Source organism: Streptomyces sp. NPDC102402, from assembly GCF_044765765.1.
GTDB lineage: Bacteria > Actinomycetota > Actinomycetes > Streptomycetales > Streptomycetaceae > Streptomyces.
The window spans coordinates 22,650-36,420 of sequence record NZ_JBIWKR010000016.1 but is presented as its reverse complement, the minus strand read 5'-3'; the positions used below and the strand labels follow the sequence as shown (position 1 = coordinate 36,420).

Below are 13,771 nucleotides of genomic sequence, written 5' to 3'. Positions count from 1 at the left end.
GCCCCCGCCCGCCCGGCGTGGTGGCCCCTGACCGGTTCCGGCCCGCCGGCCCCGGCTCCGACTGCCCTGGTTCCGCTCAGCGGAGCCAGGGCAGATCCGCGTCCGTGCCCTCCGGCTGCAGGCCGGTGGCGATGACCTGCATGATCTCGCCGAGACTCTGTACCTGCTGAGGGCTGAGCCGGGCGAACATCGCCTGGCGCACCGCTTCGACGTGCCCGGGGGCGGACCGCGCCAGCATGGCGTGGCCCTCGTCGGTGAGGACCGCGTTCTGGCCGCGTTTGTCGGAGGGGCAGTCCTCGCGGCGGACCCAGCCGTTCTTCTCCAGCCGGGCGACGGCGTGCGAGAGGCGGGAGCGGGTGATCTTGGCGTCCTTGGCCAGCTCGGTCATGCGCTTCTGCCGCCGGGGGGCCTGCGAGAGGTTGACGAGCAGTCCGTAGTAGATGTGCGGCATGCCCGCGTCGCGCTGCAACTGGCGGTCGAGGTGGTCCTCCATGAGCGTGGTGGCGTGGAGGTAGGCGCGCCACACGCTCTGCTCTTCGTCGGTGAGCCACCGGGGCCCGCCGGGGGATGCCGTGGTCATGTACTCCACTGTACGACCTTTTCTTGAAAGTTGAACTAGATAGAGCTAAGGTCTCCGGTAGTTGGACCTTGAAGATTCAAGGATGTGGCCCCGAGGGGCCTGTCCGTCGAATCCCCGGTGCTCGCGCAGATGTCCGTGCCCGGTACCTGTAGAGAACACACATACCTTGATCGTCAGAGGAATGGGAGTGCCATGACAGTCACCGCGGAGCGCATGCCCGCCCTGTACCTCTCCCACGGCGCCCCGCCGCTCGCCGACGATCCGGTCTGGCCCGGCCAGCTGGCCGCCTGGTCGGAAGGGCTGCCGCACCCGAAGGCCATTCTGATGGTCTCCGCCCACTGGGAGGAGGCCCCCCTCGCCCTCGGGGCCACCGAGGCGGTGCCGCTGGTCTACGACTTCTGGGGATTTCCGGAGCACTACTACGCGGTGCGGTACGCCGCCCCGGGCGCCCCGAAGCTCGCGGACGACGTCCGCAAGCTGCTGCGCGGCGCCGGGACCCCGGTCCAGGACATCCCCGACCGCGGCCTCGACCACGGCGCGTACGTGCCGCTGGTCGAGATGTTCCCGGCCGCGGACATCCCCGTCCTGCAGATCTCCCTGCCGACGCTCGACCCGCAGAAGCTGATGGCGGTCGGGCGCAAGCTCGCCCCGCTGCGCGACGAGGGCGTCCTGATCGTCGGGAGCGGCTTCTTCACGCACAACCTGGCGGCGCTGCGCCACGCCGGCGGCGGCACCCCCGGCTGGTCGGCCGAGTTCGACGACTGGGGGAACCGGGCGCTCCAGGCGCAGGACATCGACTCCCTGCTGGACTTCGAGCACGCGTCACCGGCGGGCCGCCTCGCCCATCCGCGTACCGAGCACTTCGCCCCGTTGTTCGTCACCCTCGGTGCGGCGGAGAGCGATCTCGATCAGGGCCGCACCGTCATCGACGGCTTCTGGATGGGTCTGGCGAAGCGTTCGGTGCAGTTCGGCTGAGCAACGGCTTCTCGTACCAGGCGACGTCCCAGTACCGGCCGAACTTGCGGCCGACCGCGGCGTAGGCGCGGTGGAGGTCCTCGTCCGCCAGCGCCTCGAAAAGGGCCCGGTAGAGAAGGGCGCCGATGCCGCGGCCCGTGGCGTCGGGGGCGCAGTACACGCTCACCTCGACGGAAGTGCTGTAGGCCGCCCTCGGGCGGTACGGGCTGCCGGCGGCATAGCAGAGGACATGCGAAGCGTTGTCACGGGTACCCGGGTCGAGAGCAACCAGGAGCCGGTGGGGGCCGTCTTCCGGGTGGGAGCGCAACCACGGCAGGCGCTGGTCCGGGGTGAAGGCGACCGTGTCGAATGTGAGCGCCGTCTCACGGACGTCATGGTTGCAGATGTCGGTGAGGGCCGCCAGATCCGCCTCGACGCCGGGCCTGACCTGCACTTCTGCGGGTATCTGCACCATGTGTCCTCGCGTTGGGGGCGACAGGGTACTGCATGATCTCGAAAGTGAATGGCCTCCGTGGGAATTCTGTCCGGATTCCAGTCGTTGTTTCCATCGGATGCAGGGCACCCGAAAGGGTGTCGCGACCTACTCAGCAAGGGAGCACGCATGGCAACCCGTGCCGTCGCCCGTCGTTCGTCCGCCAGCACCGGCGGGACCGACCGGGCAAGCAGTGTTCGCGCCGTGGGCGGGGAGATCGCCGATCGCGACCTGGTCGGCATGTACCTGGACGAGATCGCTCGCACACCGCTGCTCGACGCCGCCAAGGAGGTCGAGCTCTCGCAGACGATCGAGGCGGGCGTCTTCGCCCAGCAGATCCTCGCGGGTGAGGTGGAGAGCGAAGCCGGCGGAGCGACGCGTGAGGAGCTGGAGGCGCTGGTCGCCGAGAGCGAGCGCGCCAAGGACATATTCATCCGTTCCAACCTCCGTCTCGTCGTTGCCGTGGCCAGGCGCTACCCGAGGGCGGGTCTGCCCCTGCTCGACCTGATCCAGGAGGGGAACGCGGGCCTGGTGCGCGCGGTCGAGAAGTTCGACTACGCCAAGGGCTTCAAGTTCTCGACGTACGCCACGTGGTGGATCCGGCAGGCCATCACCCGCTCCATCGCCGACCAGTCGCGCACGATCCGGCTCCCCGTCCACCTCGTGGAGGAGCTCGGGAGGATCCGGCGCGTACAGCGTGAGTTCAACCGTGAGAACGGTCGCGACCCGGACCACTCCGAGATCGCCGCCGAGCTCGACTCCAACGCCGAGCGCGTCGGCAACGTCCTGGACTGGGCCCGTGACCCGGTCAGCCTGAACATGTCCGTGGACGACGACGGCGACACGCAGTTCGGGGACCTGCTGGAGGACACCTCCGCGGTGTCGCCCGAGCAGTCGGTGATGACGCTGCTGCGCAGCGAGGAGCTCGAGGACCTGATCGGCAAGCTCGACAACCGCACCGCTTCCATCATCAAGATGCGGTACGGGATCGAGGACGGCCGCGAACGCACCCTCACCGAGGTGGGCAAGCAGCACGGTCTGACACGGGAGCGGATCCGCCAGATCGAGAAGCACGCATTGCTCGAATTGAAGCGAATGGCTCACGACACGGGCTTTGACGCTGCGGCGTGAGCCGATAACCCGTAATCTCCACATCAAGCCGGTTCGCACCGGCCCGACGACCGGTCTCCTTCCGGTCCCATGAGCTGAGTCCCGGCGCCCACCCCCCCCGGCGCCGGGGCTCATTCATGTCCGGCCCACTCCGGGGCCGGGGACGCGGCGCGGGACAGACGGGCGCCCAGGACGCCGAGGTGCTCCACCAGCTCCGGCGGACCATGCACCTCGAACGCGCAGTCCACCAGGGCCAGCCTCAGAGCCACCCACTCCAGCGAGCTCCTGGTCCGCGTGCGCAGCCGGCAGCCGTGTTCGCCCGCGGGCTCCGGCGCGCCGAACTCCGCGGGCAGCCGGGCCGCCACGAAGCCTGCCGGTGCTGCGAACGTCACGTCGACGGACAGCTCCGGCTGCGCGCGGGACATCGAGCGGCTGAGGAGCTCGGCGGCGTCCTCGCTCTCGACGGGCAGCTCGCGCGGGGTGAAGCGGGCACCCGTGGCGAACGGCTCGCTCACCCGGTCCACCCGGAAGGTTCGCCAGTCCTCACGGTCCAGGTCGTACGCGACGAGGTACCAGCGGCTGCCGGTGCTCACCAGCCGGTACGGCTCGGTCTGCCGCTTCGTCGCGGCGCCGTCCCCGGCGCGGTAGGCGAAGCGCAGCCGTTCGCGCGCGGTGACGGCCGAGGCGATCGCCGTGAGCGTCCGGGGATCGATGGTCGCGCCGTCGCCGCGGGTGAGGGGCACCGTGGCGTTCTGCAGGGAGGAGACCCGGTGCCGCAGCCGTGACGGAAGGACCTGCTCCAGCTTGGCCAGCGCCCGCACGGACGCCTCGTCCACGCCCTCGATGGCATGTCCGGCTCCGGCCCGCAGCCCCACCGCGATGGCCACGGCCTCCTCGTCGTCCAGCAGGAGAGGCGGCATGGCGGTCCCCGCGACCAGACGGTAGCCGCCGATCGAACCGCGCGTCGCCTCGACCGGATAGCCGAGGTCGCGGAGCCGGTCGATGTCACGGCGGATGGTGCGCGGACTGACCTCCAGCCGTCCGGCCAGTTCGCCGCCCGGCCACTCGCGGGGCGTCTGGAGGAGCGACAGCAGTTTCAGCAGTCGTGCCGGGGTGTCGGTCATGGGTACAGGATGCCGGGCCATCAGGTCACTATCTGACCTGATGGGCTTCTAGGTTCCTGCCATGACTTCATCCGAATCCCTGCCGGCCTCGGCAGCCGCCCGCACGGCGTCAACGGGGCCGGCCGCACCGCAGGACCCCACGGACCGGCGCCGCTGGTTCGCGCTCGCGATCGTGATGACCGCGGCCTTCATGGACCTGGTCGACGTCACGATCGTCAACATCGCCATCCCGAGCATCACACGGGACACCGGCGCCTCCTTCACGTCGATCCAGTGGATCACCGCCGGGTACGCGCTGGCCTTCGCCGCGGGGCTGATCACCGGCGGCCGGCTCGGTGACATCCACGGCCGCAAGCGGCTCTTCCTCGTCGGCATCGGCGGCTTCACGATCGCCTCCGCCCTCTGCGGCTTCGCCGTGAACCCCGAGATGCTGGTCGCCTCGCGCATCCTGCAGGGCGGCATGGCCGCGCTGATGGTGCCGCAGGTGCTGTCGATCGTCCACGCCACCTTCCCCGCGCACGAGCGAGGCAAGGTCTTCGGTCTGTTCGGCGCGATCGTCGGGCTCGGCGCGGTGTCCGGGCCCCTGCTGGGCGCACTGCTCACCGAGTGGAATCTCTTCGGTCTCGAGTGGCGGCCGATCTTCCTGATCAACCTGCCGGTCGGCATCGCGGGACTTCTGCTGGGGCGGAAGTTCATCAGCGAGTCCAAGGCACCGAAGGCACTCAGGCTGGACCTGACGGGAGTGGCCCTGGTGACCCTCGGCCTCCTCATGCTGCTCTACCCGCTGACCCGGGGGCGCGAGCTGGGCTGGCCGCTGTGGGGCCATCTGTCGATGGCCGCGAGCCTCCTGGTGTTCGCGGTGCTCGTCGTCTTCGAGCGCCGGAAGGCCGACCGCGACGGCTCGCCGCTCATCGAACTGTCGCTGTTCCGGGTGAAGAGCTTCGCGGCGGGCACCGCCGTCCAGCTCACCTTCGGCGTCGTCATGGGCATCTTCTTCCTGGTCTGGACGCTCTACCTGCAGATGGGGCTCGGCTGGAGCGCCCTGCGGGCCGGTACGACGGGAATCCCGTTCTCGATCGCCGTCTCGTGCGCCGCCGGGATCTCCGTGCAGAAGCTGGTGCCCCGCTTCGGCCGCAAGGTGCTCCAGGCGGGAGCGCTGCTGATGATCGCCGGGTTGCTGCTCTACATCTGGGAGGCCGGGCGCTACGGACCGGACATCAGCTCCTGGCAGATGGCGCTTCCGCTGGTGGTCATGGGTGTGGGCATGGGGCTGATCGTGGCCCCGCTGACGGACGCGGTGCTCTCCGAAGTGCCGAAGGAGCACTCCGGCTCGGCATCCGGTCTGATCAACACCGTCCAGCAGATGGGTACGGCTCTGGGGCTCGGCCTCGTCTCGGTCGTCTTCTTCGGCGCGATCGGTGACCGGCTGCCGCCGGAGGAGATGCGTGCGGCGTTCGTGGACGCGTTCCAGCAGTCGCTCTGGTGGGTGTCCGGGGTGCTCGCGGTGATCTTCCTGGTGATGTTCGCCCTCCCCGCGAGGCCCCGGGTGCACCTGGAGGGCGGGGAGGACGACACGGCCCTCGTACGGGCCCAGGGCGACGCGCCCCCGAAGGAGTCCGTACTGGCGGGCTGAACCGGCCTGCGGGTTCAGCCTGTACTGGCGGGCTGAACCGGCCCGAGGGTTCAGCCTGTACCGGCGGGCTGGAACGGCCCGAGGTTTCAGCCTGTACCGGCGGGCTGTACCGGCTCGCGGTGCCGGTTCAGCAGATCCGGGTGCGGTTCTCCATGGCCAGGCGCGCGGCCCGCTCCTCGTCGTAGACCTCGCACATGTGGCGGCCGTCGGGAGTGGCCGTGTGCTCGACCTCCCACAGGCTCGTCTCGGTGCCGTCCAGGAGGAGGAAGGCGTGCTCGTAGAGCGTGAAGCCGGCGTCCCGTCCGTCGACGCGGTACTGGCGGCCGAAGACCTGGGTGATGTGGTGGGCGAAGGCCGCCCGGAGCAGCCTCGCCGTCCCGTCGCCCGGGCGGTCGCCGTTCTCCGCGCGGCGCAGGACGCGGCGGGCGTGGTCGGCGGAGTTGTCCTGGGCGTACATCCGAGGCAGGGGGGCCGGGGGGACGCTCATGAGCAGGGTGAGGGCCTCCAGGTCCTCCCGGAGGCCCTCGTCACCGAGGGCGGGGGTGTCCCAGAAGCTGCCGGCGAGGCGCGCGGCGGCGATCTGCGCGTCGCTCTCGCTGTCGTACAGCTCGTGCCGGCGGGGAGCCGGGATGTCCCTGCCGCCGCCGTGCACCAGCTCCCACAGGGTGAGCGCGGTGCCGTCGGAGAGCAGGTAGGTGTGCCGGTAGGTCTCGCGGTGCAGCACGGCGCTGTGGTGGGACGAGTACAGGGCACTGCTGTGCGCCAGCGCCGTCCCGAGCCGGTCGACCGTGGCGTCGGAGAGATCGAAGGAGTTGAGGGCGCATCGCAGGAGTCGCTCGAGGTGCTGCTCGGTTGTCTCGTACGGATCGCTCAAGGTGCTGTCTCCAGGCCGTTGCCGCGTGTTACCCGATGCGTGCATAACGTAGTCCCTGGGTCTGACATCGTGACCGGGGTTCGCGAAAAACGTACCGCGCACGCAGAAAGTTCCCGGTCCGCCCGCGGTCTCACGCGAGAGGTTCCCGGCAGTCCCCCGATGCGCCGTAGAGCTCGCTGTACGACGGGTACGTGCCTCCGGGACCGTCGACTCCGCGAGCCGCCCTGGCGGCCTTCACGACGGCGCGGGCCAAGGCGTCGGCCCCGGCGGCCAGGATGTCGTTGAGTGCCGCGACGGGCTCCGGGGGCAACGGCCGCCGGTCGGTGGAGAGCGCGAAGACGGTGTCCCCGTCGGTGAGCAGGTGGACCGGGCGGACGGCGCGCGCCAGCCCGTCGTGCGCCGTGCCCGCGAGCTTCTGCGCCTGGGCGCGGGTGAGGGAGGCGTCGGTGGCGACGACGGCGATCGTCGTGTTGAAGACCCCGTTTCCCTGAGCTCCGTCCGCCCCCGCTCCGTTTCCGCGTGCTCCGTCCGCCCGCTTTCCGTCCTGCCCCGCCCCGACCTGCCCCGCTCCGTCCTCCCGGGTGCCGTGCTCCGCCGCCGCGGCCTCCTGTGCGCGCCGGATCTCCGCCAGCCGGTGGAGAGCGGCCTGGTGGACCGCGGGTCCGGGGGGCACGGGCGGCTCTCCCGCGCCGTACTCCCCGTACAGCACCCCGGTGCGTGGATCGACCACAGAACCCGCCGCGTTGACGACCGCCAGGGCGGCCACCGTGGTTCCGGAGGCCAGCCGCACGCTCGCCGTCCCGACGCCTCCCTTGAGACGGCCGGCCACCGCGCCCGTACCGGCGCCCACCGTCCCCTCCGGGACCCGCGCGCCCTGTCCCGAAGCGGCGGCCGCCTCGACGGCGGCCCGGCCGGTCGCGGCGTCGGGGCGGGCCCGCCAGTCGCCGCCCCGGCCGAGATCGAAGAGGCAGGCCGCCGGCACCACCGGGACCACCTGGGAGGGGTCCCGGCCGACCCGGACCCCGCGCCCCTGCTCCTCGAGCCAGGCCATCACGCCTGACGCGGCGTCGAGCCCGTAGGCGCTGCCGCCGGTGAGGACGACCGCGTCGATCCGCTGCACCAGGTTGCGGGGGTCGAGCGCGTCCGTCTCCCGGGTGCCGGGCCCGCCTCCGCGTACGTCGACCGCCGCCACGGCCCCGCCCTCCGGGGCGAGGACGACGGTGGTCCCGCTCAGGGCGCCCTCACCCGGAACAGAGGCGTGCCCGACGCGGAGCCCCGCCACGTCCGTCAGCGCGTCCAGGGGGCCAGGAGCGGGCGGTGCCTCGGTCGTCTCCTCGGGCATGACGAACTCCTCGTGGGTGCGGTGGTGCTGTGTACCGGCGAACGTACAGGCGGCGGCCGGGGGAGCGGAGGCGTACCGCGGCTCCGGCCGGCACGCGGGCCACCTGGGCGACGCGGTCACACCATAGGGGCGCATAACGGGACTGATCGCCCCACGCGGTCCTACGGTGGCCACGTGACCGAGCCGTCAGAACCGCCCGCCGCCGAGCAGTCCGAGCAAGGTGCCCCCGCCGGTACGTCCGGCGGTCCGGCCGCCCGGACCGCCGGACCGGAGCCCTCCGTCGCGGTGAGGGCGGCCCGGAGACTTCCGCGCTCCGTCCACGGCCGCGCGACCCTCGCGGGCACGGTCGTCTCCGGCCTCCTGATTCTCGCGATCGTGTTCGGCAGCCGCCTGCTCCACGACTTCGACTCGGCGCTGCTCCCGTACGCCGTCGCCACGGTCTTCCTCGCCTTCGGGGTCGCCTACCGCTACACGGTCTGGGTCTCGGCGCCCGGCGCCCGACGGCTCTTCAGGAAAGGCTGGAGCAGCCTCTTCTCGGCCGAGAACTTCCGCAAGGCACCCACCGCCCTGCCGAAGATGGCCGCGACCTACCTGGGCTTCCAGAAGTTCCTCGGCGCCCGCTCCCACGCGCGCTGGGCCGCCCACCAGCTGATCTTCTGGGGCTGCATCCTCGCCGCACTGATCACCTTCCCGCTGACCTGGGGCTGGTTCACCTTCACCTCCGGCAGCGGCTCCGGGCCTGGCTACGAGATGCGCGTCTGGGGCATCAAGATCATCGGATTCGACTCGCTGAACATCGTCGGCTGGCTGATGTTCCACGGTCTGGACATCGCCGCCGTGCTCGTCATCCCCGGCGCCGGGTACTTCCTCTGGCGCCGCATGAAGGACCGCGGGGCGATCACCGGACAACGGTTCGCCTACGACATGGTGCCGCTGCTCGCCCTGATCATCGTCTCCGTGACCGGTCTGCTGCTCACGTTCTCGTCGATCTTCCTGCACGGCGGGGGCTACGAGTTCCTGGCGGTCCTCCACATGGTGTCGGTGGTCTTCACCCTCATCTACATCCCGTTCGGGAAGTTCTTCCACATCGTGCAGCGCCCGGCAGCGGTCGGCATGCAGCTCTTCAAGTACACCGGGCGCCAGGACGACAAGGTCTTCGCCTGCCACCGCTGCGGGCAACCCATCGACACCGGGCCGTACGTCGAGAATCTGCGCGGCACCATGCGCGACCTCGAACTGGGCTTCGACGCATGGGCCGAATACTGCCCCCGCTGCAAGCGGGTACTGCGCGGCAACGCCTATCTCACCCAGGTCAAGAAGGGCTTCAAGTGACCGCGGACCCCCACGCCGCCGACGGCCGTACCGTCCTCCCCCTCGATCCCGCCCTGGCCCCGCCGGGCACCCGAGGCTTCCGGGACGCGGGCGGCATCCCCGCCGACCGGTGGCACGCCGACCAGAACGGCGAGACGCTCGTCCCCACCCACTGCTGCTTCTGCGGGGTCCAATGCGGGATGTACCTCCGGGTGGACCGCGGAGGCAAGGTCTTCGGAGTGGAGCCCCGCAACCACGACATCAACCGCATGCGGCTCTGCCCCAAGGGCATCAGCGCCTACCAGCAGGTCAACCACCCCGACCGGCTCACCGCCCCCCTGATGCGCCGCTCCCGGGACGAGGAGCTGCGGGAGGTCTCCTGGGACGAGGCCCTCGACTTCACCGTCTCCGAGATCAGGCGGATCCAGCAGGAGCACGGACGGGACGCCTTCGGGGTGCTCGGCGGGGCGAGCCTCTTCTCGGAGAAGACCTATCTGGTCGGCAAGTTCGCCCGGGTGGCGCTGCGGACCAAGCACGTCGACTACAACGGCCGGCTCTGCATGGTCAGCGCCGCCGGCGCCAACAAGCTCGCCTTCAACATCGACCGGGCCGGCAACCCCTTCTCCGACATCCTGCTCACCGACTGCCTGCTGCTCGCCGGAGCCAACGTCGGCGAGTGCTTCCCCGTGCTGACCCAGTACGTCTGGGGGGCCCGGGACCGCGGCGCCACCCTGATCGTGGTCGACCCGCGGGAGACGGCGGTCGCGCGCACCGCCGACATCCACGTCGCGCTCAAGTCGGGCACCGACTCGGCCTTCTTCAACGCCGTGCTGAACGTGGTGATCGAGGAGGGTCTCACCGACGAGGCCTACCTCGCGGACCACGTCACCGGGTGGGAGGAGGTCAAGGCCGGCGTCGCCCAGTACCCCCCTTCCCGCGCCGCCGAGATCTGCGGGATCCCCGCGGAGCAGGTCGTCCAGGTCGCCCGCGCGTTCGCCCGCGCCCCCAAGGCCATGGCCTTCCACGCCCGGGGAATCGAACACCACACGCAGGGCGTCGAGAACTGCCTCAGCGTGATCAACCTCTGCGCCGCCACCGGACACATCGGCAAACCCGGAGCCGGCTACGGAACCCTCACCGGGCAGGGGAACGGCCAGGGGGGCCGCGAACACGGCCAGAAGGCCGACCTCCTCCCCGGCGGACGCTCGATCCTCAACGAGGAGCACCGGCGGCAGATCTGCGAGATCTGGGGCATCGAGCAGTCCGAACTCCCCTCCGCCGGGACCTCGATGATGGAGATGGTCTGGCAGATGCAGCGCCGTGAGATCCGCGGACTGATCGGCATCTGCAACAACCCCTTCGTCTCGCTCCCCAACTACGCCGTGGTCAAGGAGGGGTACGACGCCACCGAATTCCACGCCCAGTTCGACTTCTTCCTCTCCGAGACCGCCGCCAACGCGCACGTCGTCTTCCCCGTCACCATCTGGGCCGAGGACGAAGGAGTGATGGCCAACGCCGAGGCCCGCGTCGTCAAGCACAACAAGGCGCAGGAACCACCGGCAGGCGTGCGGACCGACACGTGGGTGATGTGCGAGATCGCCCGCCGCCTGGGAGCCGGGGACAAATTCGCCTTCGACAGTTCCCGCGAGGTCTTCGACGAGCTGCGCAGAGCATCCGCGGGCACGATCATCGACTACTCCGGCATCACCTACGAACGCCTCGAGGAGACCGGCGGGATCTCCTGGCCCTGCCCGTCCACCGACCACCCCGGCACCCCTCGGCTCTTCGAGGACGGCAGGACCTACCACGCCGACGGCAAGGTCCACATGCAGGTCGTCGAGTGGCATCCGCCGGCCGACCCGTACGACGACGAGCACCCGATGACGCTGACCACCGGACGCACCGTCGCCCACTTCCTCTCGGGCAACCAGACCCGGCGGCTGGGGGCCCTCGTCGAGCAGACCCCGCGACCCTGGGCGGAGGTCCACCCCTCCCACGGCTTCCGCAACGGCGAACCCGTCCGGGTCGTCACCCGGCGCGGCAGTGAGGTCTTCCCCGCACTGGTCACCGAGGCGATCCGGCCCGACACGGTGTTCATCCCCTACCACTGGCCCGTCCCGACAGCGGCCAACGCGCTCACCATCGACGCCCTCGACCCCCGCTCCAAGATCCCCGAGTACAAGGTCTGCGCCTGCCGCATCGAGCACGCCGGAGCGATCGACGAGGTCCCCGCGCCCCCCGTCGCCCCCGGCCACGTCGCCTACCCCGAGACCCAGGTCTCCCGTACCGACCCGTTGCCGCCCTCGGCCCCGCAGGGCCGCGGCACATCGGAAAGGAGCTGATGCCCGGATGATGGGCAGAACGATCTTCATCGACCCGGGGCGCTGCATCGGCTGCCAGGCCTGCGTCTCCGCCTGCAGGGAATGCGACTCGCACCGCGGCAAGTCGATGATCCACCTCGACTACACCGACGAGGGAACCTCCGTCGCCTCTCTTCCCACGGTCTGCATGCACTGTGAGGACCCGGTGGCACCCTGCGCCGAGGTCTGCCCGGCCGACGCGATCCTCGTCACCGCCGACGGTGTCGTGCAGCAGGCCGACACCACCCGCTGCATCGGCTGCGCCAACTGCGTCAACGCCTGTCCCTTCGGCGTCCCGAAGATCGACCTCCAGGCGAAGCTCCAGATGAAGTGCAACCTCTGCTACGACCGCACCGCTTACGGGCTCGCCCCGATGTGCGCCACGGTCTGTCCCACCGGGGCGCTCTTCTACGGCACCCTCGAGGAGCTCCAGGCGGAGCGCCCCGGTGTACAGGTCGCCGACACCTTCGTCTTCGGCGAGAGCGAGGTCCGCACCGGTGTGGCCATGGTCGTGCCCGCGGAGCGGGTCCAGTGGCCTGTGCCCGGCGGGCTTCCCGTCGTCGAGATCAACGGGAAGGACGTCCGCCGATGAGCGTCACCGAACAGCAGCAGCCGGGTCCCGACCACGGCTCGGGCAACGACCCCCGTGAGGCGCTGCACGACAGGATCGCAGCGGACTCGCTGACGACCAGGCGCGACTACCTGCGGATCGTCGCGACCGTCTCCGGCGGTCTCGCCGTGGGCGGGCTGGCCGTGGCGGGCGGCGTCCTCCACCGGCACGGTGAGACGGAGGACGGGAAGGCGCCGGCGCCGAAGCGGATCGCCGCACAGCTGCTGCCCGGAGAATCCCTCGCCTTCCGCTACCCCGGAGACGAGGACCGGGCGGTCGCCGTGCGGATGGACGACGGCACGCTCGTCGGCTACTCCGCCGTCTGCACCCACCTGGCCTGCGCCGTGCTCTGGCGCAAGGACCGGGGCACCGAGGGCGAGCTCTACTGCCCGTGCCACGAGGGTGTCTTCGACGCGCGCACCGGTGAGGTCACAGCCGGTCCGCCACCCCGCGGACTGCCCAAGGTCGCCCTGACGGAGCTGGAGGACGGCACGATCTGGGCTGTCGGCACGACCCGCTCCGGGGAGAGCGTCGAGGAAGGGCTCTGCCGCCAGCTGCGCCAGGACCGCCCGGATCTCGCCGAACGGATCGGCTGTCCCGGAACCGGTGGCGGCGCGGAGGCACCGCCTGCCCCGGCGTCGCCCGGGCAGGCGCCACCCGCGCGGACTCCCTCCGCACAGGCTCCCTCCGGCGCCCTGGGCACGGGGAGGGGGGTATGACCGAGCCCCTCGACCCGGTCGAGCCGCCGCGGCCCCCCAGCTCCACCGGATCGGCGTATCCCGAATACCTGCCGGGCAGCGCGCGCGCCGAGCTGAACCGCCCCGTCCGCGACCGCTATCCCCAGATCCGGCCGACCAGCGGCTACGCCGATCCCCGGGTGCGCCACACCGGCCCCGGCCCCGGGGCGGGCTCGGAGCAGGAACCCGAGCGCTCCGCCAAGCTGACGGCCCGGCTGGTGCTGGCGCTGAGCGTCGTCGTCGGACAGCTGTGGGCGCTGACCGAGGTCGTCAACGTGTGGATGGAGGGCAACACGAGCACGGCCTGGTGGGGCGCAGGCTTCCTGTGCCTTTCGTTCCTCGTCGTGCTGGGGCTGTGGCTGCTCGATCCGAAGGACCGCTGAGCCCGGCCGTACCCTGGACGTATGAGTACCGCCCCCGCTTCCGGACCGCGAGAGCCGAAGCCGCCGCAGGAGCAGCCGCCGCAAGAGCCCCGGCCCAAGCCGCCGGCCCTGGTGTTCGACGATCCGCTGGACCGGCAGTCCTCGGACGACACGGACCGTGGGTGGGGCGAGCGGGCTCCGGCCGGCGGCGCGGCCGACCTGGCGCGCTTCCTCGACGAGAAGCCGCCCCACCACATCTGATCCCGGCATCCGGCGGCGGC

The 13,771-nt window shown here is 70.9% G+C and carries 14 protein-coding genes; 9 read left to right on the top strand and 5 right to left on the bottom strand.

Going from position 1 to position 13,771, the window contains the following annotated elements:
• Positions 1–76: 76 nt before the first annotated feature.
• Positions 77–589, bottom strand: coding sequence for a MarR family winged helix-turn-helix transcriptional regulator (locus ACIRJR_RS31170; RefSeq protein ID WP_403786816.1), 513 nt, complete (start codon positions 587–589; stop codon positions 77–79).
• A gap of 183 nt (positions 590–772) precedes the next feature.
• Between ACIRJR_RS31170 and ACIRJR_RS31165 the strand changes: the two genes are divergently transcribed.
• A complete protein-coding gene (locus ACIRJR_RS31165; protein ID WP_403786814.1) occupies positions 773–1,555 on the top strand; it encodes a dioxygenase in 783 nt (260 codons plus the stop codon).
• On the opposite strand, the gene ACIRJR_RS31160 is transcribed toward ACIRJR_RS31165, so the two are convergent.
• A complete protein-coding gene (locus ACIRJR_RS31160) occupies positions 1,503–2,009 on the bottom strand; it encodes a GNAT family N-acetyltransferase (RefSeq protein WP_403786812.1) in 507 nt (168 codons plus the stop codon). The two genes, ACIRJR_RS31165 and ACIRJR_RS31160, sit on opposite strands and share 53 nt — an antisense overlap.
• Before the next feature lie 147 nt (positions 2,010–2,156).
• On the opposite strand from ACIRJR_RS31160, the gene ACIRJR_RS31155 reads away from it, so the two are divergent.
• Positions 2,157–3,158 (top strand): RNA polymerase sigma factor RpoD/SigA, encoded by a 1,002-nt coding sequence (locus tag ACIRJR_RS31155; RefSeq protein WP_403786810.1) that lies wholly within the window; start codon positions 2,157–2,159, stop codon positions 3,156–3,158.
• 110 nt (positions 3,159–3,268) lie between these two features.
• Here the strand turns inward: ACIRJR_RS31155 and ACIRJR_RS31150 are convergent, their stop codons facing one another.
• Positions 3,269–4,261, bottom strand: a complete 993-nt coding sequence (locus tag ACIRJR_RS31150; protein WP_403786808.1) for a helix-turn-helix transcriptional regulator — start codon at positions 4,259–4,261, stop codon at positions 3,269–3,271.
• A gap of 61 nt (positions 4,262–4,322) precedes the next feature.
• Between ACIRJR_RS31150 and ACIRJR_RS31145 the strand changes: the two genes are divergently transcribed.
• Positions 4,323–5,894, top strand: a complete 1,572-nt coding sequence (locus ACIRJR_RS31145) for an MFS transporter (protein WP_403786806.1) — start codon at positions 4,323–4,325, stop codon at positions 5,892–5,894.
• A 127-nt stretch (positions 5,895–6,021) separates the two neighbouring features.
• Here the strand turns inward: ACIRJR_RS31145 and ACIRJR_RS31140 are convergent, their stop codons facing one another.
• Both ACIRJR_RS31140 and ACIRJR_RS31135 read right to left on the bottom strand, forming a co-directional pair.
• A complete protein-coding gene (locus ACIRJR_RS31140) occupies positions 6,022–6,768 on the bottom strand; it encodes a DUF6227 family protein (protein ID WP_403786804.1) in 747 nt (248 codons plus the stop codon).
• Positions 6,769–6,898: 130 nt separating this feature from the next.
• Positions 6,899–8,110, bottom strand: coding sequence for a P1 family peptidase (locus ACIRJR_RS31135; protein WP_403786802.1), 1,212 nt, complete (start codon positions 8,108–8,110; stop codon positions 6,899–6,901).
• Between the two features lie 174 nt (positions 8,111–8,284).
• Between ACIRJR_RS31135 and ACIRJR_RS31130 the strand changes: the two genes are divergently transcribed.
• Genes ACIRJR_RS31130 through ACIRJR_RS31105 form a run of 6 tightly spaced genes read left to right on the top strand, consistent with a single transcriptional unit; the run spans position 8,285 to position 13,751 of the window.
• Positions 8,285–9,442 (top strand): MFS transporter, encoded by a 1,158-nt coding sequence (locus ACIRJR_RS31130; protein WP_403786800.1) that lies wholly within the window; start codon positions 8,285–8,287, stop codon positions 9,440–9,442.
• Positions 9,439–11,763, top strand: a complete 2,325-nt coding sequence (locus tag ACIRJR_RS31125) for a molybdopterin oxidoreductase family protein (RefSeq protein WP_403786798.1) — start codon at positions 9,439–9,441, stop codon at positions 11,761–11,763. Before ACIRJR_RS31130 ends, ACIRJR_RS31125 begins: the two co-directional genes overlap by 4 nt.
• Before the next feature lie 7 nt (positions 11,764–11,770).
• Positions 11,771–12,373 (top strand): 4Fe-4S dicluster domain-containing protein, encoded by a 603-nt coding sequence (locus ACIRJR_RS31120; RefSeq protein WP_403786796.1) that lies wholly within the window; start codon positions 11,771–11,773, stop codon positions 12,371–12,373.
• On the top strand, positions 12,370–13,110 hold the full coding sequence (locus tag ACIRJR_RS31115) for a ubiquinol-cytochrome c reductase iron-sulfur subunit (protein WP_403786794.1): 741 nt from the start codon (positions 12,370–12,372) through the stop codon (positions 13,108–13,110). The genes ACIRJR_RS31120 and ACIRJR_RS31115 overlap by 4 nt, the downstream gene beginning before the upstream one ends.
• Positions 13,107–13,511: a hypothetical protein gene (locus ACIRJR_RS31110; protein ID WP_403786793.1), complete on the top strand. Its 405-nt coding sequence runs from the start codon at positions 13,107–13,109 to the stop codon at positions 13,509–13,511. Before ACIRJR_RS31115 ends, ACIRJR_RS31110 begins: the two co-directional genes overlap by 4 nt.
• Positions 13,512–13,532: 21 nt before the next feature.
• On the top strand, positions 13,533–13,751 hold the full coding sequence (locus ACIRJR_RS31105; protein WP_403786791.1) for a hypothetical protein: 219 nt from the start codon (positions 13,533–13,535) through the stop codon (positions 13,749–13,751).
• Positions 13,752–13,771: the final 20 nt, after the last annotated feature.